19 protein-coding genes and 1 pseudogene are annotated in these 20,057 nt (G+C 76.5%); 10 read left to right on the forward strand and 10 right to left on the reverse strand.

The genetic code is table 11. From position 1 onward, the window contains the following. Nucleotides 1-38: 38 nt before the first annotated feature. The 7 genes and pseudogenes from O2V61_RS07830 to O2V61_RS07860 form a co-directional block, all read right to left on the reverse strand. Nucleotides 39-695 (reverse strand): flavin reductase family protein, encoded by a 657-nt coding sequence (locus tag O2V61_RS07830; protein WP_269182737.1) that lies wholly within the window; start codon nt 693-695, stop codon nt 39-41. A 31-nt stretch (nt 696-726) separates the two neighbouring features. Next, nucleotides 727-1,302, reverse strand: a pseudogene (locus O2V61_RS07835) (peroxiredoxin family protein); the annotation flags it as partial. An 89-nt stretch (nt 1,303-1,391) separates the two neighbouring features. Then, nucleotides 1,392-2,561: a glycosyltransferase gene (locus O2V61_RS07840; protein WP_269182738.1), complete on the reverse strand. Its 1,170-nt coding sequence runs from the start codon at nt 2,559-2,561 to the stop codon at nt 1,392-1,394. Then, on the reverse strand, nt 2,558-3,376 hold the full coding sequence (locus O2V61_RS07845; protein WP_269182739.1) for a carotenoid biosynthesis protein: 819 nt from the start codon (nt 3,374-3,376) through the stop codon (nt 2,558-2,560). Before O2V61_RS07845 ends, O2V61_RS07840 begins: the two co-directional genes overlap by 4 nt. Then, a complete protein-coding gene (locus O2V61_RS07850; RefSeq protein WP_331254219.1) occupies nt 3,373-5,034 on the reverse strand; it encodes a phytoene desaturase family protein in 1,662 nt (553 codons plus the stop codon). The genes O2V61_RS07845 and O2V61_RS07850 overlap by 4 nt, the downstream gene beginning before the upstream one ends. Next, on the reverse strand, nt 5,031-5,624 hold the full coding sequence (locus tag O2V61_RS07855) for a GNAT family N-acetyltransferase (protein ID WP_269182740.1): 594 nt from the start codon (nt 5,622-5,624) through the stop codon (nt 5,031-5,033). Before O2V61_RS07855 ends, O2V61_RS07850 begins: the two co-directional genes overlap by 4 nt. After that, a complete protein-coding gene (locus O2V61_RS07860) occupies nt 5,621-6,145 on the reverse strand; it encodes a YbaK/EbsC family protein (RefSeq protein ID WP_269182741.1) in 525 nt (174 codons plus the stop codon). The genes O2V61_RS07855 and O2V61_RS07860 overlap by 4 nt, the downstream gene beginning before the upstream one ends. Nucleotides 6,146-6,482: 337 nt before the next feature. On the opposite strand from O2V61_RS07860, the gene O2V61_RS07865 reads away from it, so the two are divergent. The 5 genes from O2V61_RS07865 (at nt 6,483) to O2V61_RS07885 (ending at nt 13,196) form a co-directional block, all read left to right on the forward strand. Next, complete coding sequence (locus O2V61_RS07865; protein WP_269182742.1) at nt 6,483-6,809, forward strand: DUF6504 family protein; 327 nt, start codon at nt 6,483-6,485, stop codon at nt 6,807-6,809. Next, entirely contained in the window at nt 6,809-7,324 is a 516-nt protein-coding gene (locus tag O2V61_RS07870) for an SAV_6107 family HEPN domain-containing protein (protein WP_269182743.1), read from the forward strand. The genes O2V61_RS07865 and O2V61_RS07870 overlap by 1 nt, the downstream gene beginning before the upstream one ends. Continuing rightward, on the forward strand, nt 7,321-11,079 hold the full coding sequence (locus O2V61_RS07875) for a DNA polymerase III subunit alpha (RefSeq protein WP_269182744.1): 3,759 nt from the start codon (nt 7,321-7,323) through the stop codon (nt 11,077-11,079). The genes O2V61_RS07870 and O2V61_RS07875 overlap by 4 nt, the downstream gene beginning before the upstream one ends. Before the next feature lie 183 nt (nt 11,080-11,262). Then, nucleotides 11,263-12,006 (forward strand): class I SAM-dependent methyltransferase, encoded by a 744-nt coding sequence (locus O2V61_RS07880; RefSeq protein WP_269182745.1) that lies wholly within the window; start codon nt 11,263-11,265, stop codon nt 12,004-12,006. 20 nt (nt 12,007-12,026) lie between these two features. After that, nucleotides 12,027-13,196, forward strand: a complete 1,170-nt coding sequence (locus O2V61_RS07885) for an alkaline phosphatase family protein (protein WP_269182746.1) — start codon at nt 12,027-12,029, stop codon at nt 13,194-13,196. Between the two features lie 42 nt (nt 13,197-13,238). On the opposite strand, the gene O2V61_RS07890 is transcribed toward O2V61_RS07885, so the two are convergent. Genes O2V61_RS07890 through O2V61_RS07900 form a run of 3 tightly spaced genes read right to left on the reverse strand, consistent with a single transcriptional unit; the run spans nt 13,239 to nt 15,872 of the window. Further along, entirely contained in the window at nt 13,239-14,237 is a 999-nt protein-coding gene (locus tag O2V61_RS07890) for a sucrase ferredoxin (RefSeq protein WP_442929167.1), read from the reverse strand. After that, nucleotides 14,206-15,573: a cupin domain-containing protein gene (locus O2V61_RS07895; protein ID WP_269182748.1), complete on the reverse strand. Its 1,368-nt coding sequence runs from the start codon at nt 15,571-15,573 to the stop codon at nt 14,206-14,208. The genes O2V61_RS07890 and O2V61_RS07895 overlap by 32 nt, the downstream gene beginning before the upstream one ends. A 2-nt stretch (nt 15,574-15,575) precedes the next feature. After that, on the reverse strand, nt 15,576-15,872 hold the full coding sequence (locus O2V61_RS07900; RefSeq protein WP_269182749.1) for a BatC protein: 297 nt from the start codon (nt 15,870-15,872) through the stop codon (nt 15,576-15,578). 137 nt (nt 15,873-16,009) lie between these two features. Here O2V61_RS07900 and O2V61_RS07905 point away from each other — a divergent pair, with 137 nt between their 5' ends. From O2V61_RS07905 to O2V61_RS07925, 5 genes are all read left to right on the forward strand, one after another. Continuing rightward, complete coding sequence (locus tag O2V61_RS07905) at nt 16,010-17,011, forward strand: acyl-CoA dehydrogenase family protein (RefSeq protein ID WP_269182750.1); 1,002 nt, start codon at nt 16,010-16,012, stop codon at nt 17,009-17,011. Next, nucleotides 17,008-17,757, forward strand: coding sequence for a PIG-L deacetylase family protein (locus O2V61_RS07910; RefSeq protein ID WP_269182751.1), 750 nt, complete (start codon nt 17,008-17,010; stop codon nt 17,755-17,757). Before O2V61_RS07905 ends, O2V61_RS07910 begins: the two co-directional genes overlap by 4 nt. Next, nucleotides 17,754-18,362, forward strand: coding sequence for an SAM-dependent methyltransferase (locus O2V61_RS07915; protein WP_269182752.1), 609 nt, complete (start codon nt 17,754-17,756; stop codon nt 18,360-18,362). Before O2V61_RS07910 ends, O2V61_RS07915 begins: the two co-directional genes overlap by 4 nt. A 13-nt stretch (nt 18,363-18,375) precedes the next feature. Then, nucleotides 18,376-19,110 (forward strand): glycosyltransferase, encoded by a 735-nt coding sequence (locus O2V61_RS07920; RefSeq protein ID WP_269182753.1) that lies wholly within the window; start codon nt 18,376-18,378, stop codon nt 19,108-19,110. Nucleotides 19,111-19,284: 174 nt separating this feature from the next. Next, a complete protein-coding gene (locus O2V61_RS07925; RefSeq protein WP_269182754.1) occupies nt 19,285-19,980 on the forward strand; it encodes a permease in 696 nt (231 codons plus the stop codon). Nucleotides 19,981-20,057 lie beyond the last annotated feature (77 nt).

Here is a 20,057-nt window from a genome sequence, read left to right on the forward strand (position 1 = left end):
GTTCTTGGCCGGCACGTGGGTGAACAGCTTCCTTTGCCTCAGCTGCCGCGGAGGCGGTCGCCGATGGACGGGTCCTCGGTCCAGCTGCGGTAGGGGATCCGGCGGATCTCCTTGACCTCGCCGATCGTCGACCACTCGTTGCCGCCGAGCCGGGCGAGGGGCTGCAGCGCCTCGATCCGTGGCCGGCCGTCCCGGACGACGCTGTCCCACGCCGAGACGTGCACCACCCGGCCGAACACCACCGTGCTGTCGCCCAGCCGCAGGGTCGCGTGCAGGACGCACTCCAGGGTCACCGGTGACTGGGCGACCCGCATGGTGGTGATCCGGTCGCTGGCCTCCAGGGTCACCCCGGTGTGCTCGGCCTCGCTCTGGTCCGGCGGGAAGTCGGTCCCGGTGGCGTTGACCTGCTCGAACAACGCCTCCGGGGTGAGGCTGATGGTGAACTCGCCGCTGTCCTCCACGTTGCGCAGCGAGTCCTTGCGGCCCACCGAGGTGAACTGGACGACCGGCGGGTCGACGCAGGCCACCGTGTAGAAGGAGTGCGGCGCCAGGTTGTGCACGCCCTCCGCCGAGCGGCTGCAGACCCAGGCGATCGGCCGGGGCACCACCACCGAGTTCAGCACCCGGTAGAAGGCCCCGGTCTCCATCTCCGCCGGGTCGAAGGAGACGCGCGGCGGGCTGCTCTGCTCGGTCACCGGCCCATCGTCGCCGATCGGGTCGCCGGGCTCAGCTGCGGGCCTGCCCGTCCGGCGGGTGCTCGGCGCGCCAGGTGTCGAAGGCGCCGAGGAAGGACTCGGCCATCCGCTGCTCGGTGACCAGCAGGTCGCGGTCCCGGTCGTCGACCATCCGGTCGCTCAGCGCCATGGTGTTGAACCGGATGGCGCGGAAGTAGGGGATGAAGGAGCTGGGCTTGAACGCACGCTTCGAGGGGTGGGGCTGCACGCCCTCGGGCGTCCAGGGGGCTGGCTCGGGGAGCGCGGGGAGGCCGAGGGACTCGAGCGCGGTGAGCACCGGCTCGTCGTCGGTGCGGTCGGTGAAGTCCCGGGACAGCTCCCGGAAGACCTCGCGGCCGTCCGGGGCCACGGCGACGACGACCGGCCGGAAGATCGACGCGTCGGCGTCCCAGGCCCCCAGCGGCTTCGCCAGCCGGGTGCCCTCGGGATCGCTGGCCCACCGGAACGGCAGGTGCCAGGTGTGGTCCATGGCGAGCTGGACCTCGGGCGGGTCGACCGAGGCGAGCACCACCTCGGCGCCGGCGGCGGTGATGCGGGGCAGGGACTGGGCCAGACGGACCGCCTGGGCGCAGCAGTAGGGCTACCAGTCGCCGCGCAGGCCGACGAAGAGGAGGGCGGCGCGCGTGTCGGTGCGCAGGTCGAGGAGGTCGCTGCTCGTCACCTGCCCAGGATGGGTGCCCGGGGCTCGGCCCGCTGGTCGACTGCGGCGACCGGCAGGGTGCGCCCGCGCCACCGGAGCGAGCCCCGCCGGTGTCCGGCCACCGAGCGGGCGACCAGCACGTCGAGCAGGACGATCGACACCGGGTGCGCCAGCGAGTCCGGCCAGGCCCGGCCACCCGTGCGGGACGCGACCACGGCCCGGTTCACCACCCCGGCGGCGTAGCCGACCAGTCCGACGCGGGAACCGGTCAGCGCAGCCAGCGGCGGCAGCAGCCAGACGGCGCTGAGCCCGGCCGCCATCCCGACGGCGGCCGCCGGGCGCCCGCCGACCGCCGACCACAGCGACTTCGTGTAGCCGTCCCGGACGCCGGGCCAGCCGTCGTACATCCGGCAGGCGGCCAGCGTCGAGCCGTCGACGACGACGCCCCGGCCCCCGGCGGCCTTGACCGCGCGCAGCAGCGCGACGTCCTCGATCACCTCACCGCGGACGGCGGCGTGCCCGCCGGCCCGGTCGTAGGCGGCCCGGCGGACCACCAGGAACTGCCCGTTGGCCGCCGCCAGCGACGGTCGTGGTGACCGCTCGGCCAGGCGCAGCGGCAACAGGGTGGCCCACAGCCACTGCTGCAGCGGTTGGACCAGCCGCTCGGCGGTGCTGCCGGTGAGCTGGCGCGGCCAGGGGGAGACCAGGTCGAGCGCCGCGTCGTCGAGCAGGGCGACCGCCGAGGCGATCGCGTCGGGCATCAGCCGGACGTCGGCGTCCAGGAAGACCAGCACGTCGTCGTCGGCCTGCTGGCGGTCCGTGGCGGCGCCCTGGGCGCAGGCGTTCGGCTTGCCCAGCCAGCCCGGCCCGGGCGGCGTCGCGGGCAGCAGGGTGACCCGGGCGTCGCCGACCGCCGTGACCCGGTCGGCGGTGCCGTCGGTGGAGCCGTCGTCGACGACCACGACCTGCAGGTGCGGCACCCCGCGCTGGTCGAGCACGGCGGCCAGGCAGCCTTCGATCTGGTGGGCCTCGTCGCGTGCCGGGACCACCACGGTCACCCGGCGGGGGACCGGCCGCGGCAGGGCCGGCGGCCGGCGGAGGAGCCGGCTGTTCAGCGCGGCGTGGACCGCGGCCGCCACCGAGAGCCCGGCGCACACCCGCAGCAGCCCGCGCCAGGCAGCGGTCATCGGCGTCGGCGCCGTTCCTGGACGGCCAGGACGGCGAGCACCGGCACCGCCAGGACGACGCCCCAGACCGCCGAGCCCGGGAGGTCCAGCCACGCGGCGTGGGCCAGGGCGCCGCCCAGCACCATCCAGCCCAGCGTGAGCAGCGGTGCGGCGTCCCCGATCCGCGGCGGGAGGCTGGTGCGCTCCACGAGCAGGTCCAGCAGGGTCATCAGCACCAGGCCGGCCAGCAGCCAGCCGACCAGATTGGTGAGCGGCACGGTGGGGATGCCCGGCAGCCCCGGCTCCGGGTACGTCCAGCGCCAGTAGCCGGCCTGCACGAGCTGCGGGTCGAGCACGACGTCCCAGGCGGCGAAGACGTAGGCCGCCACCGCCACCCGGGCGGCCCGGCGCCGGCCGGGGCGGATTTGGGAGGTGAGCCGGGCGGCGAGCACCCAGCTCGGCCACGCCATCATCAGCCAGGCCAGCGGCACCAGGAAGGGCACCCCGAGCAGGGTCGGCCCGAGCAGGTCGCTGTAGCGGTACTCGCCGTACGGGAACCCGGTGCGCAGCCCGAGCGCCTCGAACAGCACCGCGACGACGCCGACCAGGACCAGCACCGCGGCCCCGGTGCGCACGCCGCGGCTCACCGCGGCGTGGCTGACCGAGACCGCCGAGCCCAGCAGCACGATCGCCCAGCTGACCGTGTCACGGCCGTCCCCGCTGCTCAGCGGGTAGGCGATCGCGGCGCCGAGCAGCGCAACGGTCAGCGCCAGCGGCAGCCACGGCAGCGGCGCCGGCTCGGTACCCGGGCGGCGGGTGGTCAGCGTGCCGGTCACCTCGACGTCCTCCGGGACAGCAGGCGGCCGGCCCGCCCGGTCAGCTCTGCCCGCAGCCGGGCGGCCGGCCGGCGGTCGGCGAGCACCACCCGGGCCGCGGTGCGCCCGGAGTTGCCGGAGACCCCGCCGCCGGGGTGCGTGGAGGCACCGGTCAGGTACAGCCCACCGAGGCCCGGTACCCGGTGACCGGACAGCGCCGGGGTGGGCCGGAAGCCGAACATGCTGGCCAGGCTCATCTCCACGTGCATGACGTTGCCACGCAGCAGGGACAGTTCCTGCTCCAGCTTCAGCGGGGTCTGCACGTACAGCCGCTGTATCGAGTCGGCGAAGCCCGGCGCGTACCGGTCGACCGCGGCGATCAGCTGCTGGGCGGCCCGGTCGGCGATCTCCTCCCAGTCCGACCCGTCGGCGAGCTCGTAGGGGTACCACTGACCCCAGACGGTGACCACGTGCTGGCCGGCCGGGGCGAGGGTCGGGTCGCTCGCGGAGAACGACATGGCCAGCGGCACCGGCTCCCGGGGGAGCTCGCCGGCCAGCCAGTCGCCGTGCGCCCGGGCCAGCTGGGCCCGGTCGGTGCAGAGCAGCTGCAGCCCCTGCAGCGCCTCGTCGCCCGCGCCGGGGTACTGGGGGAGGGCGTCGGTCTGGGCGCGCAGCACCAGGCCGAAGCCGTTGCCCAGCGGCGGGTCGGCGTCGGCCAGCGCGGGCGGGGCGTCGTCGCCGGCGAGCGCCCGGGTGGCCAGCACGTGGCAGGCGGCGACGACCACCGGTGCGGTGATCCGACGTCCGGAGACCGTCTGCACCCCGGTGACCCGCCGGTCGTCGGCCGGCCCGTCGACGAGCAGGCGGGCCGCGCCGTCCCCGAGGGTGACCCGGCCGCCGTCGCTGGCCAGCCGCGCCGCCAGCGCCTGGGTGAGCCCGCCCGACCCGCCGACCGGGTGACCCGGCGGGACGTCGTGCAGCAGCGCGACCCAGCCGACCATCGCGGCGGTGCCGGGCTCGGACATGGGTGGGCCGGACTGGGCGCCGAACCAGGCCAGGGCCGCCTTGAGCCGCTCGCTGGTGAACCACCGGTCGAGCAGGGCGTCGCCGGAGCCGAGGAAGTCGGTGGCGATCTCCCCGCCCGGGGTGCGGGGCTGGCCGCGCCGGGGGGCACCGACCGGCCACAGGTGCCGGACCAGCCGGGTCATCGCCGGCCGGTCGCCGAAGGCCTTGACGACGGCGGCGCTGCGCGGGCCCCAGACCTCGACGAACCGGCGGTAGGCCGCGGCGTCGGCGTCCCCGCAGGCGGCGGCGATGGAGGCGCAGGTGGCGTCGAGGTCGACGGAGAAGACCAGCGGCCGGCCGTCGGGGCCGGGGTCGCCGGGCACCGGTGCCGGTGCGAAGCCCCAGGGGTCGCAGTCGACGTAGCGCAGGCCGAAACGATCGAGCTCCAGCTCCTCGACCACCCCGCTGTGCCGGATGATCACGTGCGCGCTGGAGCCGCGGTCGACCCGGACGCCGGGCCAGCGCTCCACCGTGGAGACGGCGCCGCCGAGGACGTCGTCGGACTCCACCACCTCCACGCGCAGCCCTGCCCGGGCGAGGTGGCAGGCGGCGACCAGGCCGTTGTGCCCGGAACCGATGACGACGACGTCGGCCGTGCTGTCGACGGTGATCAGTCCTTTCCGGTGGGGGGAGCCAGCGGCAGCCGCGCGCCCAGGATCGCGAAGGGGCGGGCGTCGCCGGGGAAGTGGTAGCCGCGGGCCAGGTCGACGAACCCGTCGGCGTGGTACAGCCGGAAGGCCTTGGTGTCGGTGTCCGGGGTGCTCAGCAGGGCGGCCGGCTGGGGGAGGTCGGCCAGCAGCGCGTGCAGCAGCTGCCGGCCCAGGCCCTGGCTCTGCCGGTCGGGGTGCACGTGCAGCTCGCACACCTCGAACGCGCCGGGCAGCCACTGCTTCGCCGTCCGCCGGTCCAGGGCGTTGCGGACCTGGTCGTGCCACCACTGGCCGGGGGCGACGACGTAGCCGTAGCCGAAGCCGACCAGCCGCTCGCCGACCGTGCCGTCGTCCTGCCTGACCTCGGCGAAGGCGCCGACGGCGCGGAAGCCCTCCCGCTCGGTGTGCTGGACGGCGTAGCCGTAGCGCCCGGCGACGACGGAGTCGCCGTAGCCCATCGCAGCCCCGTAGATCGCCAGTGCCTCGTGCAGGTGCTCGCGCATCCAGTCGGTGGGCAGCTCGGTGACCCGGGCTGCGGGTGTGGTGCCGGTCATCGGGTGGTCTCCTCGTCGGCGGCGGCCGGGAGGGGCCCCGGGCCGACCTCCGCGGGGGTGCCGCCGGTGAGCTGCAACAGCTCGTCGTAGCTGGTGGGGAAGACGGTGTGCGGGTGCCCGGCGGCCGCCCACACCCGCGGGTGCCGGGCGAGCTCCACGTCGACCAGCGTGCCGATCGGCTCCGGGTGCCCGACCGGCGCCACCCCGCCGATCGCCTGGCCGGTGTGCCGGCGGACGAACTCCGGGGTGGCCCGGGTGATCCGCGGGACGCCGAGCAGGTCGGCGACGAGTGCCTCGTCGACCCGGTGCGCGCCGCTGGTGAGCACCAGCAGCGGGACGCCGCCGGCGTCGAACACCAGGCTGTTGGCGATCGCCCCGACCTCGACGCCGAGCTGGGCCGCTGCCGCGGCGGCGGTGCGAGCACTGTCGGGCAGCGCGCACACCTCGCCGGCGACGCCGGAGGCGCGCAGCACCTGCTCGACCTCGGCGACCCGTGGGTGCGGGGTCTCCGCAGCGGTCATGCCCGCGATCCTCCCACCGGGTCCGGGACCGCGCGCCACCTGGCACCTGGGCCGGAGCCGACGGTCGGGCGTGACGTCCCCGGAGATGCGCCGACCTCGAGCTCGGGTCGAGGGTTGCGTGACGACCTGGGTGCAGTCGCTGTAACGACACGGATGTTGACACGCATGTCCGGCTTGACCGCTCCGGCCCACTCCGGTCTACTCATCGGTGTTCGAACACCTGTTCGAACACCGGCGACCCGTTCGCCGGCCCGGGCCGTCACGTCTCCGACGTGCGCTTCCCCGCCGGGCCGGGGGGCGGGCGGCCGGTGGGGGGCGACGAGTTGCGGAGTCTGACATGAGCCGAGTGCTCGCCGGGGCCGGTGGCCGGGCCGGTGAAGAGGTGCAGGTCGAGCAGGGGCCGTCGGGGCCGGCCGAGTTCTGGCGAGGGTCGACCCGGTACGTGGTGGGGGAGCTGCTCGACTCGTGGGTGGAGACCGCGCCGTGGTGGCAGGCCGACGCCGCCGGACGGGGTGGGGCGTCGGCCGAGCTGGTCGCCACCCGGCAGGTCTGGCGGGTCGAGGCGGTCCGCGCCGGCCGGTCCCGGATGAGCTTCGCCGGGGTCTTCGACCTGTCCTGGGAGCCGGCGGGCAACCAGTGGCTGCTCGTCCGGGTGCACGACTGATGGGCGCCGCCCGGGCCCTCCCGGCCGCCGCCGACGGGCAGCTCCCGTTGCTCCCGCCGCTGCCCGCGGCCGCCGCCCAGCTGCTCGGTCAGGCCCATCGCGGGCTGGCCGAGGCCGCCGCCAGCCCCGACGCGGCCTGGCGGTACGCGACCGCACACCTGGCCGCGCTGCGCGCCGCGGCGGCCGTGCTGGCTGCCCGCACCCAGCCCGAGGCCGGGCGTCGCCGGCCGCGCAGCGCCTGGGTGCTGATCGGTCAGGTCGCCCCCGAGCTGTCGGAGTGGGCGGCGTTCTTCGCCGCGGGGGCGGCCAAGCGCGCTGCCGCCGAGGCGGGGCTCTCGCACGCGGTCACCGCGCGGGAGGCCGACGACCTGGTCCGGGACGTCGGCACGTTCCTCGGCGTCGTCGAGACCGCGATCAGCCGCCCGGCACCGCCGGCGCCCGCGCGCCTGCGCGTGGTCGACCCCGGTGCGCATCGGCGCGGCCCGGATCGTCCCGGTCCCGGCTCCACCTCGTGAGCGACCCCTTCGTCCACCTGCACGTCGCGTCGGGGTACTCGATGCGGCACGGCGCCAACCACCCGGCCGACCTGGTCGCCCGGGCAGCCGAGCACGGCATGGGCGCCCTGGCCCTGACCGACCGCGACGGTCTCTACGGCGCGGTCAAGTTCGCGCTGGCCTGCCGGTCGGCGGGCATCCGGCCGCTGTTCGGCGTCGACCTCGCGGTCGACCCGGTCGCCGGGGGCGAGCCGGGTGACCAGGCCCCCGGGCGGATCACTGCTGCGGCCCGGCACCGGGCCGCCCACCCCGTCGGCCGCCGTGCCCCGGCGCGCGGCGGGGCCAGCGTCGACTCCCGGCTGCCCCGGGCCACCTTCCTGGCCCGCGACGGCGCCGGTTGGCGGTCGCTGTGCCGGCTGACCAGCGCCACCCACCTCGGCGGCACCCGCGGTGAGCCGGTCAGCTCGCTGACGCTGGCCGGTGCGCACGCGACCGGGCTGCTGGCGGTGCTGGGGCCGGGGTCCTCGGTCGGCCGCGCGCTGGCCGCCGGCCGGGCCGACCTGGCACGGGCCCGGCTGGACACCTGGCGCGCGGTGTTCGGGCCGGGCCAGCTGGCCCTCGAGGTCGTGCACCACCGCGGCCAGGGCGACCGGTCCCGCGCCCAGGCGATGCTGCGGCTGGCCGCCGAGGCCGGGGTGCCGGCGGTGCTGACCAACGCGGTCCGCTACGTCGACGCCCTCGACGCCCCGACCGCCGACGTGCTGGACGCCGCCCGCCGGCTGGTGCCGCTGGGCCAGCGGCACGTCGACCGGCGCACCGCCGAGGGGCACCTGAAGTCGGGCAAGGAGATGGCGCTGCTCGCCGAGGAGCTGGCCGGGCCGGACCGGGACGCGGCGCTGCAGCTGCTGGAGACCACCGCCCGGGTCGCCGAGCAGTGCGCGGTCGACGTCCGGGCCGATCTCGGCATCGGCACCGTCCGCTACCCCGAGCTCGACGTGGTCACCACCCCTGCCGAGCGGGGGATGGGCCCCTCGCAGGTGCTGCGGGCCCGGTGCGAGGCCGGGTTCGGCCGGCGTGGGATGACCCCGTCGGCCGTGGTGCGCGAGCGGCTGGAGGAGGAGCTGGCGGTCATCGACTCCCTCGGCTATCCCTCCTACTTTCTCACCGTCGCCGACGTGGTGGCCTTGATCAAGGAGCTCCGGGTCCGCGCGGCGGCCCGGGGCTCGGGCGCCGGCAGCCTGGTCACCTACCTGCTGGGCATCTCCGACGTCGACCCGATCCGGTACGGCCTGCTGATGGAGCGCTTCCTCTCCCCGTTGCGCCACCAGCTGCCCGACATCGACATCGACGTGGAGTCCGCCCGCAGGATGGAGGTCTACGACGCGGTGATCGAGCGCTTCGGCGCCTCCCGGGTCAGCTGCATCTCGATGATGGACACCTACCGGGTGCGGCACGCGGTCCGCGACGTCGGCGCCGCCCTCGGGCTGCCCCCGGCGGAGGTCGACGCGGTGGCCAAGGCGTTCCCGCACATCCGGGCCAACCAGGTGCACGCGGCCCTGCGCGACCTGCCGGAGCTGCGGGCCAGCCGGCTGGGCTCCCGGCGGACGGGTGGCAGTGGCGATCTCGACCTGCTCTTCGACCTGGTCTCCCGGCTCGACGGCCTGCCCCGGCACATCGCTCTGCACCCGTGCGGGGTGCTGCTCTCCGACGCCACGCTGCTCGACCGCACGCCGGTGGAGAGCAGCTACCTGGGCTACCCGATGAGCCAGTTCGACAAGGACGACGTCGAGGAGCTGGGGCTGCTCAAGCTGGACCTGCTCGGCATCCGGATGCAGTCGGCGATCGCGCACGCCATGGACGAGGTGGCCCGGGTCGACGGTGAGCAGGTCGAGATCGACGCCGTCCCGCGCGACGACCCGACCACCTTCGAGCTGATCCGCAGCACCCGCACCCTGGGCATGTTCCAGATCGAGTCACCGGGTCAGCGGGAGCTGGTCGGCAAGTTCGGTCCGCAGACCTTCGAGGACCTCATCGTCGACATCTCGCTGTTCCGGCCGGGGCCGGTGAAGAGCGACATGGTCACCCCGTTCCTGATGGCCCGGAACGGCTGGCGTGACCCGGTCTACCCGCACCCGGCGCTGGTCCCGGCGCTGGCGGAGACCGCCGGGGTGGTGGTCTTCCACGAGCAGGTGCTGCAGATCGTGTCGGTGATGACCGGCTGCGACCTGGCCGAGGCCGACGAGGTGCGCCGCGCGCTGGGGGAGAAGGACGCCCACCCGGAGGTGAAGGCCTGGTTCGCGCCGCAGGCGCTGGCGGAGGGCTTCGACGTCGCGGTGGTCGAACAGGTGTGGGAGGTGCTGGTCGCCTTCGGCTCCTTCGGCTTCTGCAAGGCCCACGCCGCGGCGTTCGCGCTGCCCACCTACCAGTCGGCCTGGCTGAAGACCCACCACACCGCGGCCTTCCTGGCCGGGGTGCTCACCCACGACCCGGGGATGTACCCCAAGCGGCTGATCCTCGACGACGCCCGCAACTTCGGGGTGCAGGTGCTCGGCCTGGACGTCAACGCCTCGGCCGGCACCTACCGGGTCGAACGGGTCGACGGCAGCACGGACGACGGGCCGGCCGACCAGTCGCGCCCCCGCCCGGCGTGGATGCCGGCGTCGATGCCCGACCCGGGGCGGTACGGCATCCGGCTGTCGCTGGCCGACGTCAAGGGGATCAACGACGAGGAGGTCGCCCGGATCCGGGCCGGGCAGCCCTACCGGTCGCTGACCGACTTCTGGAACCGGGCGAAGGTGTCCCGGCCGGTGGTGGAGCGGCTGGTGCTGGCCGGCGGGTTCGACTCCGTCTACGGGTTCGGGATGCGCGACAGCGAGGGCGGCCGGCCGGCGCGGCGGCGGGAGCAGCTGACCCGCCGCGACCTGTTGCTGCAGATCGGCGAGCTGGACCGCTGGAGCCGCAGCGGGGCCCGGGCGAGCAGCACGGGCCAGCTGGGCCTGGACCTGTTCGGCGCCGAGGCCGGGGAGGCCGAGCCCGGGCTGTTCGACCCGGCGGGCGACGAGGGAGCAACCGGACAACCGGAGTTCGTCGCCTCCGGGCTGCCGGAGTTCACCGACGCGGAACGGGTGCGCGCCGAGCTGGAGGTGCTGGGGCTGGACGCCAGCCGGCACGTCGTGGAGTTCTACCGGCCGTTCCTGGCCGCCCTCGGTGCGGTGCCGGCCGAGGAGCTGCTGCAGTGCCGCAGCGGGTCGGAGGTGCTGGTGGCCGGGGTGAAGGTGGCCACCCAGACCCCGCCGATCCGGTCCGGTCGCCGGGTGGTGTTCGTGACCCTGGACGACGGCACCGGCTGCGCGGACGCGACCTTCTTCGAGGACGTGCAGGGGCCCTACGCCGCCACGGTCTTCCACTCCTGGCTGCTGGTGGTCCGCGGGGTGATGCGGCGCACCGGGCCGCGCGGGGTGTCGATGCGGGCCACCGGGGCGTGGGAGCTGCCCGCGCTGCACGAGGCCTGGGAGACCGGTGGGCTCGCGGCGGTCGCCGAGCTGATGGCCGCGCCGGGGGAGTACACCGAGCAGGCGATCGCCGGGGCAGCGGCGTCCCGGGCGTCCCGGCCGGTGGTGGTGCGGCCGGTGCTGGTGCACCCGACCGGCTTCCGCATGTCGCCCTACGCCGACATCAAGCCGGCCGGGGAGGACGCCGCCACCGCCGCCCGCCGCGCGGCCGCAGCGCCACCGCGCAAGCTCTGGCACTCCAGCCCCGGCAGCTCCGGCCACTGAGGTGGCTCCTGTGACCCGGCACGGCCCAGGACCAGGGACGTCGTGGGCCGTGCCGGGTCCAACGGCACCACCGCGAGCCCCGCGGCGACAGCAGCACGGCTGGGCAGCGGCACGACCACGAGCTGCGCGGCGGCGCCGGTCCGGGCCGGGTGTGCTCGGCGGTCCGCGATTAGGCTCCGCTGGGTGACGAACTCCCCGGCCACCGCCGCGCAGGCCCCCGCCCGCACCGCGGCGATCTGGGCCGCGCTCGACCCGCTGGTCACGGCCGGCTCCCCGCTGCAGGTCCTCGACCTCGGCGGCGGCAGCGGGATGTTCGCCGTCCCGCTCGCCGCCCTCGGCCACCAGGTCACCGTCGTCGACCCCAGCGCCGATGCGCTGGCCACCCTGCACCGCCGGGCCGCCACCGTCGGCGCGGGCGACCGGGTCCGTGGCGTGCAGGGCGACGGCGACCGGATGCTCACCGCCCTGCCCTCCGGTGACCTCTTCGACCTGGTGCTGTGCCACTTCGTCCTCGAGGTGGTCGACGAGCCGGCCAGCACCCTCCAGCAGCTCGCCAGTGCGCTGCGGCCCGGTGGACAGCTCTCCCTCGCCGTGGCGAACCGGGCCGGCGCCGTCCTCGGGCGGGCGATCAGCGGGCACCCGGTCGAGGCGGTCGCTCTCCTGGCCGACCGCGACCCGGCCCCCGGCCGCGGCGGCCACGTCCACCGGCGGTTCGACCCGGCCGAGCTGCTCGCGCTGCTCGCCGGCGCCGGGTTGGAGCCGGGGGAGTGGCACGGCGTCGCCGTCGTCGCCGATCTGCTGGGCGCCTCCTCCGGCGCCGACCCCGACGCGCTGCGCGCGCTGGAGCTGGCCCTGTCCGGCACCTCGCCCTACCGGGACGTCGCCACCGGCCTGCACGTCCTCGCCACCCGCCCGGCCGCCGGCTGACCCGGCCGCCGGCCGAGCCGATGAGCCTGCCCGACGAGTTCGGCGTCCCGCCCTACGGGAGCGCCACCCTCGCCGACGTGCTGCCCAGCGCGGCCACCGCCCTCGGCGTCCCGGTGCACCGCGGCGACCTGCCCGTCGACCCGCTCGACCTGACCGCCGCCGTGGCCGGCGCCCGCCGGGTCGCCGTCCTGCTGGTCGACGGCCTGGGTGCGGAGCTGGTCACCGCCCACCCGGGTCAGGCACCGGTGCTCAACGCGCTCGGCACCCCGGTCGGCACGCTGTCCGCACCGTGTCCGAGCACCACCCCGGTCAGCCTCGTCACCCTGGGCACCGGCCTGCCGCCGGGCAGCCACGGCGTGCTCGGCTTCGTCACCGCGGTGCCCGGCGAGGAGCGCACCCTCAACCACGTCCACTGGGACGACGACCCCGACCCGCTGCGGTGGCAGGCCCAGTCGACCGTGTTCGAGCAGGCCACCGCCGACGGCGTCTCCTGCACCGTCGTCGCCCCGCACGCCTTCGCCGGCTCCGGCCTCACCCGCGCCGCCTACCGCGGGGCCGACTACGCCAGCGCGTTCAGCCCCGGCGACCTGGTCGCCGGGATGCACGCCGCACTGCGCACCGGCGAGCGCAGCCTGGTCTACGGCTACACCGCCGACCTCGACCTGACCGGGCACGTCCGCGGCGTCGACTCGGCCGCCTGGCGCGCCCAGCTGGGCATCGTCGACCGGCTGGTGGAGCAGCTGGCCGAGGGGCTGCCCGACGACGCGGTGCTGCTCGTGACCGCCGACCACGGCATGGTCGACGTCCCCGACGACACCCGGCTCGACATCGGCGCGGAGCCCGCGCTCACCGAGGGCGTGCGGCTGCTGGCCGGTGAACCCCGCGCCCGGTACGTGCACGCCGAGCCCGGGGCCGCCGAGGACGTGCTCGCGGCCTGGCGCGCGGTGCTCGGGCATCGCGCCTGGGTGGTCAGCCGGGCGGAGGCGGTCGCCAGCGGGGTGTTCGGGGAGGTCCAGGAGCAGCTGGCCGACCGGATCGGCGACGTCGTCGCGCTGGCCCGGGGCAGCTGGGCGTTCACCGACGTCCAGCGGGACCCGTTCGGGTCGATGCTGGCGGCCTACCACGGCTCCCTGACCCCCGCAGAGCTGGCGATCCCGCTGCTGGCCGCCCGCGGTCGGGCGCTGGGCTGAACGTCCGGCGCTGAACGGCAGGCGCTCCGCGCCGGCCGGGGCTCAGCCCTGAGCCGGTGTCGCCGCCAGCCGCAGGGACAGCGGGTGCCAGGTGCGCCAGTGGCCCGGCTGCGGGGCGGCGCAGGTGAGCCGGTGCGACTCCGCCGACAGCCTGCTCTCCACGGTGACCACGACGTCGCCGTCCGGGCCGGCCAGGGTCACCTCGAACCGCTCGATGCCGGGCGCGGGCGACGGCAGCCCGGTCACCCGACGCGGCGGCAGGTCGCCCACGCCGAGCAGGCCGAGCTCCCCGCGGGCGTGGTGCTGCGCCGCCTGGGCGGCCGGGGCCAGCCCGGCCCGCCCGCGCAGGAACGGGAGCGCGACCTGGCCGGCGGCGTGCGCGGCGAGCAGCACCTGGCCGCCTTCGGGCACCTGCCCGTAGACCAGCCCCCAGGGCAGGACGACGACGTTCGCGGCGAACCGGTCACCGCCCAGGTGGCTGGTCTCCCAGACATCGGCGGCCGCCCCGGCGGCGGGCAGTGCCCGGGCGAGCGGCCGGCCGCGGACGGCGCAGCAGACGTCGTGCGCGCCGTGCGTGCAGACCAGGTACGTCGGCACCTGCGTCGGCTCGCCGATCGAGCCGTCCCAGGGCAGCTGGAGCAGCTCGGCGTCATCGGCCCGGGTCGACCACCGGACGGTCTCCCGGCCCGGGGTGGTGTCGGCGACGGCCCAGCGGCGACCGGAGTCCGACAGCCGCTCGCCGGGCCGGCGCACCATCTGGATCCGCATGCCCAGTTCGCGCGCCCGGGCCGCCAGCCGGGAGGCGACCCGGCGGTCGAACCGGGACTCCAGCAGTGCGTCGCGCCCCCACGGGCCGGGCTGCTCGACCAGCAGCCAGCGCCGGGCCGGTGGCGCGGTGGCGACGGGTGAGTCGCCGCGGAGGAGCGCCTGCACCGAGCAGCGGGCCGGGTCCAGTCGCCCGGCCGGGGTGGACCGGAGTGGCGGGGTGGGCTGGACGGGACCGATCGGCTCAGGCCCCACCGGTGTCGCCACGACCCCCATCGTGCCCGGCGGTGGCGGCCGGTGCCCCGGCGGTGGCGTCCGGCACGACCGCGATCGCCTCGGTGACCAGCCGGCGGGCCAGCGTGAGCTGGTCGGCCGCGTCCAGTCCGGGCAGGTCCCCGACCTTCAGCTCGCCCGCGGCGAACAGCGCGGCCAGGGCCGGGTGCGTGCTGGCCGGCAGGTCGTGGGTGCGGCGACCGGCGACCAGGGCCACCCGGTCGCCGTCCGGGTCGCGCAGCTGCAGGCGCAGCAACGGCCGCACCTGCAGCACGGTGTCGACCGCCAGCGCCGCGATCGCGCTGGACTGGGCCAGTGGTGACACCGGGGCCGGCCGCACCTGCGCCCAGGTACGGGCCCGCAGCGCGTCGGCCACGGCCGCCGGGTCGACCTCGCCGAGCCAGCGCTGCAGCCCGGAGAGCACTGCGGCGACGTCCTCGGCGGTGGTCGACGGGTCGGCCAGGTCGACGCCGAGGGGGAGGGAGCCGCGCAGCGCCGGGTCCTCCGCGGCCAGGGTGCGCACCTGGTCCAGGGCGGACTCCACGGCGCCCCACCGGGTCACCGAGTGCACGCCGACGGTCAGGTGGGCGCTGATCTCCCCGAGCGCGACCGCCGAGTGCAGGTAGCCGCGGGGCAGGTAGAGGGCATCACCGGGACGCAGCACCGCGTCGATCACGGGCGGGCGCTGCGCGGCGGCGGCGACCTCGTCGGCGCGATCGGTCCAGGGGTGGGTGCGCAGCGGGTCGGTGAGCACCGGCTCGTGGATCGTCCAGTGCTTCTCGCCGGCGACCTGCAGCACGAACACGTCGTGCACGTCGTAGTGCGGGGAGAACCCACGTGAGGACGGCGGGGTGATGTAGGCGTTGACCTGGGTGGGGTGCCCGAGGTCGGCGGCGAGCTGGCCGGCGAACTCGATCACCGGCGGCCACAGCCGGTGCAGGCCCTGCAGGACGACGGTGCTGCCGTCGGCGAACAGCCGCAGCACCGCGTCGGAGGAGACCTGGTCGGCCACCTCGGCGCCCGCGCCCTGGGGGCTGGTGAAGCGCTTGGCGTCGACGACCGCGCCGTCCTTGGCGATCCGCAGGAAGGGGGTGCGCAGGCCGCGGGTGCTCAGCAGCTCGTCGACGGCGGCCAGGTCGAGCAGGTCGGTGAAGGTGCCGCCGAGCTCGGCGGCGGTGGAGAGCAGGGGCCGGCGGGACCAGTGCTCGGCGGCGAACACCTCCGGCTCGACCCGGATGCACCGGCGCAACGCGGGGCGGGTGGGGCTCCCGGCCCAGGGGCGGGCGTCGCCCTCCTCAGCGGAGGACGACGCCCGGTCCTGCAGTTCTGGGTCGAGCACGGTCAGGCCGAGCCGTCCGCGCCGCCGTCGTGCTGGCCGGGCGTGCCGCCGCCGGCACCGGAGTCGGCCGGGCCCTCGGCCCCGCCGTCCGCGCCGCCGTCGTGCTGGCCGGGGGTGCCGCCGCCGGCACCGGAGTCGGCCGGACCCTCGGCGCCACCGTCGGCGCCACCGTCGGCACCGCCGTCGGCGCCACCATCGGCACCGCCGTCCGCGCCACCGTCGTGCTGACCCGGGGTGCCCTCGGCACCGCCGTCGGCGGGGCCCTCCGTGCTGGTCATGTCGTCGTCGTCGAGCGCCATGGCTCCTCCGATCGTCGAGGTCGTGGCCACCGGTCGGCGACCACCTGGCCCAGTTCTACCGCGATGATCGACTCCCCACACCTCCTGCCCGCCCACAGTCCGGTCGTGCACGACCGGATGCGGCATAGTCCGGTGCGATGAGCGCATCAGGGACGGTCGGGACAGGCCCGGGTCGAGCCGCCGCTGCGGCGGTGGACGGCACCGCCGCCGCCTTCCGCGCCCTCCTCGCGGAGGGCTGGTCGCCCCCGCGGCCCGGCGCCGGCGCCACCCTCACCCGGTGGCGGGCGCTGGCCGCCGTCGCCGAGCGGGACCTCTCGCTGGCCCGGCTGGCCGAGGGGCACGCCGATGCGCTGGCCGTGCTCACCGAGCTCGACGGGCCGCCCGTGCGGCCCGGGTCCCGGCTCGGCGTGTGGGCGGCCGAGCCACCGGACGGGCAGGTCACCGCCACGTCCTCCGCCGACGGCTGGCGGCTGGACGGGCGCAAGCGGTGGTGCTCCGGCGCCGGGTCGCTCACCGCCGCCCTGGTCACCGCGAGCGCCGAGGACGGGCGCCGGCTGTTCCTCCTCGACCTCCGGCACCCCGGGGTGGCGGTCGACGCCTCGCCGTGGGTCAACGCCGGCATGGCCGGTGCCGAGACCGCGGACGTCCACCTGCGCGACGTCCCCGCCGTGCCGGTGGGCGGCCCGCGGGCGTACCTGGACCGGCCCGGCTTCTGGCACGGCGGGATCGGGGTCGCCGCCGTCTGGGCCGGTGGGGCGCGGGGCGTGGCGGCGGCCCTGCACGACGCCGCCGTCCGGCGCGGGCCCGACCCGCTGCGGGACGCGGCCCTCGGCGCGGTCGACGTCGTGCTCGCCGGGCTGGACTCGGCGCTGCAGGTCGCCGCCGCGGAGGTCGACGCCGACCCGCTCGACGCCGCCGGGGAGGCCCAGCTGCGGGCCCAGCGGGTGCGGGCGCTGGCCGCCCGCGCCGGCGAGGAGGTGCTGGGGGTCGTGGGACGGGCACTCGGCGCCGGACCGCTGGCCCACGACGCCGGGCACGCCGCCCGCGTCGCCGACCTCACCGTCTACCTGCGGCAGCACCACGGCGAGCGGGACGTCGCCGCGCTGGGTGCGCTGGTCCGCGAACGGGGGAGCCGGTGAGCACGGGCGGGGACCGGATCGCCGCACCGGGCACCGAGGAGGCCGACTGGGCCGCCTGGCTGCCCGGCACCGACTGGCCGGTCTGGACGCCGGACCCGGCCTGGAGCCGGGTCGCGGTCTGCGCCGCCCACCCGGACGACGAGGTGCTGGGCGCGGGCGGTGCGCTCGCCCGGCTGGCGGCCGCCGGGGTGCAGCTGGACCTGGTCGCGGTCACCGACGGGGAGGGCAGCCACCCCGGCAGCACGGTGCTCACCCCGGCTGAGCTGGCGTACGCCCGGGTCGCCGAGACCGAGCACGCCCTCGCCGCCCTCGGGGTGAGCGCCCGGGTCGTCCGGCTGGGCCTGCCGGACTCCGGCCTGGCCGCGCGGGAGGCCGAGCTCACCCGGCGGCTGGCCGACGCCGTCGCCCGCTGCGACGCCGTCCTGGCACCGTGGTCCGGCGACGCGCACCCCGACCACGAGGCGGTCGGGCGGGCCGCCCTCACCGCCGGCCGGACGGCGGGCGTGCCGGTCTGGCAGTACCCGGTGTGGGCCTGGCACTGGGCGACGCCGGGGGACCCGCGCGTGCCGTGGCACACCGCCCACCGGGTGCCGCTGTCGCCGCGGGAGCAGGCGGCCAAGCGGGCCGCGGTGGCGTGCTTCCTCACCCAGGTCCGGGCGCTGGGGCCCGGCGCGGGTGACCGCGCGGTGCTGCCCCCGGACGTGCTGGCCCACTTCGACCGCGACTCGGAGGTGCTGTTCCGGTGAGCCTGCCGCCGTCCTTCTTCGACGCGATGTACGCCGCGGCCGAGGACCCCTGGTCGATGCGCACCCGGTGGTACGAGCGGCGCAAGTACTCCCTCACGACGGCGGTGCTGCCGCAGGAGCGGTACGGGGACGGGCTGGAGGTCGGCTGCTCGGTCGGCGAGCTCACCGCCCGCCTGGCCGGCCGCTGCGACCGGTTGACCGGCTGGGACGCCAGCGCCGCAGCGGTCGCCCGGGCCACCGCCCGCGTCGCCGGCGCCGGGCAGGTGCGGATCGAGCAGGCCGCCGTCCCGCACCGGCCGCTGCCGCAGGTCGACCTGCTGGTGCTGTCGGAGGTGCTGTACTACCTCGACGCCGCGGACCTGCAGCGGTTCCTGGCGCAGGTGCCCGCCGCGGTGCGGCCCGGCGGCACCGTGGTGGCCGTGCACTGGCGACACCCGGTGCCGGAGTACCCGCAGACCGGTGACGCCGTCCACGAGGCCCTGCGCGCGGCGCTGCCCTGGCCACGGGTCGCCACCCACGAGGAGCCGGACCTGCTGCTGGACTGCTGGGTCGCGGCCGACGACCCCCGGGCGGCGTCGGTCGCCGCCGCCGAGCACCTGTGGTGACCGGGGAGCGGCGGTGAGTCGGGTCGAGCTGCTCGGGGTGGTGGTGCCCGCGAGGGACGAGGAGGAGCTGCTGCCCCGCTGCCTGGCCGCGCTGGCCGCCGCCGCCCGCGCGCCGGAGCTGGCCGGCACCGCGGTCCAGGTCGTGGTGGTGGCCGACGGCTGCACCGACGGGACCGCCGCGGTCGCCCGGCGGGCCGGGGTGACCGTGCTGGTCGACGGTCGCGGGGGCAACGTCGGGGCGGCCCGGCGCCGCGGCGTGCTGCGGGTGCTGGCCGATGCGGGCCGCACCGGGACGCCGGCCGACCGGGTCTGGGTGGCCGCCACCGACGCCGACAGCCGGGTCCCGGAGGACTGGCTGGTGCTGCAGGTGACCGCAGCGCAGTCCGGGGCGGACGCCCTGGTCGGCACGGTCGAGGTCGACGACTGGACCGGGTTCCCGGCCGAGGCCGTCGCCGCCTTCACCGCCGACTACGGCGCCTGGCGGGCCGGTGGACCCGGCGCCGTCCACCCGCACGTCCACGGTGCGAACCTGGGCGTGCGCGGCAGCGCGTACCTGCAGGCAGGTGGCTTCCCGGCCTTGGCCGTGGACGAGGACCGCAGCCTGGTGGACGCGCTCGGGCGGGGCGGGTGGAACGTGCTGCGCGCCCCGGCCGGGCCGGTGCGCACCTCCGCACGCCGGGTGCCGCGGGCACGAGGTGGTCTCGGCACCGACCTGGCGCACCTGGCGACGCGGTTCGACGCCGGCTGACGCCGGTCGCCTCGTGCAACGACTGCCCGACCACGGGGGGCGCCGGGCCGGGCCGGACGCGGCGCCGGCTTCATGACGATTGGGTCACGGTCCCTCGCCGTGTCGTGGACGGCCTGTCCCGGCCGGGCACCTCAGGAGGTGCCAGACACGACGACGCACGAGAGAGGACCGGTCATGACCGAGAGTCGTACGCGTACCGACGTGAGTTCCCAGAGCAACGTGGCACGGGAGGTGCCGCCGGAGTCGACGGCCGGCGCGACCCGTGACGTGCGGTCCGAGCCGATGGTCCACGAGGTGGAACGGCACGACGCACCGACGCAGCTGTCGATCGCCCCCTCCCGGCGGGACCGGGTCCGCTGGGGTCCGGTCTGGGCGGGCCTGATCGTCGCGGTCCCCACGTTCCTGCTGCTGGAGCTGGCCACCTTCGCCCTCGGCTGGTGGGACGTCGGCGGGGGAGGCTCGAACGAGGCCAACTGGATCAGCGGCGTCGTCGGGTTGATCGCCTTCTTCCTCGGCGGGCTCACCGCCGGGGCCTCGGCCCTGTGGCGGGGGATCAGTGACGGCCTGCTGCACGGCATCCTGGTCTGGGCGCTGGGCGTCGTGACGATCGTCTTCCTGACGCTGTTCGGTGGTGGTGCGCTCTTCGGCTCGCTGGCCAACGTGATCACCCAGGTCGGCTCGTTCTCCCAGGCCAACCTCCCGGACGTCCAGGCGGCCAGTGCCCTGGAGACCGTCCGGTCGGGTGCCAGCTGGGCCGTCCTCGGCCTGGGGCTGTCGATCGCGGCCTCGGCGCTGGGTGGCGTGCTCGGCGCCAAGATGTGGCCGAGCAAGAAGGACACCGAGGAGCACCGGGCCGCCGCTGCCCGCTGACCCTCGAGGACACGCGCCGGGGTGCTCCGCCGCCGGCGTCGTGACCGGCTATCGTCCCCGTGGGTCGAACACGTGTT

Source organism: Modestobacter sp. VKM Ac-2985, assembly GCF_026967925.1.
Taxonomy (GTDB): Bacteria; Actinomycetota; Actinomycetes; order Mycobacteriales; family Geodermatophilaceae; genus Modestobacter.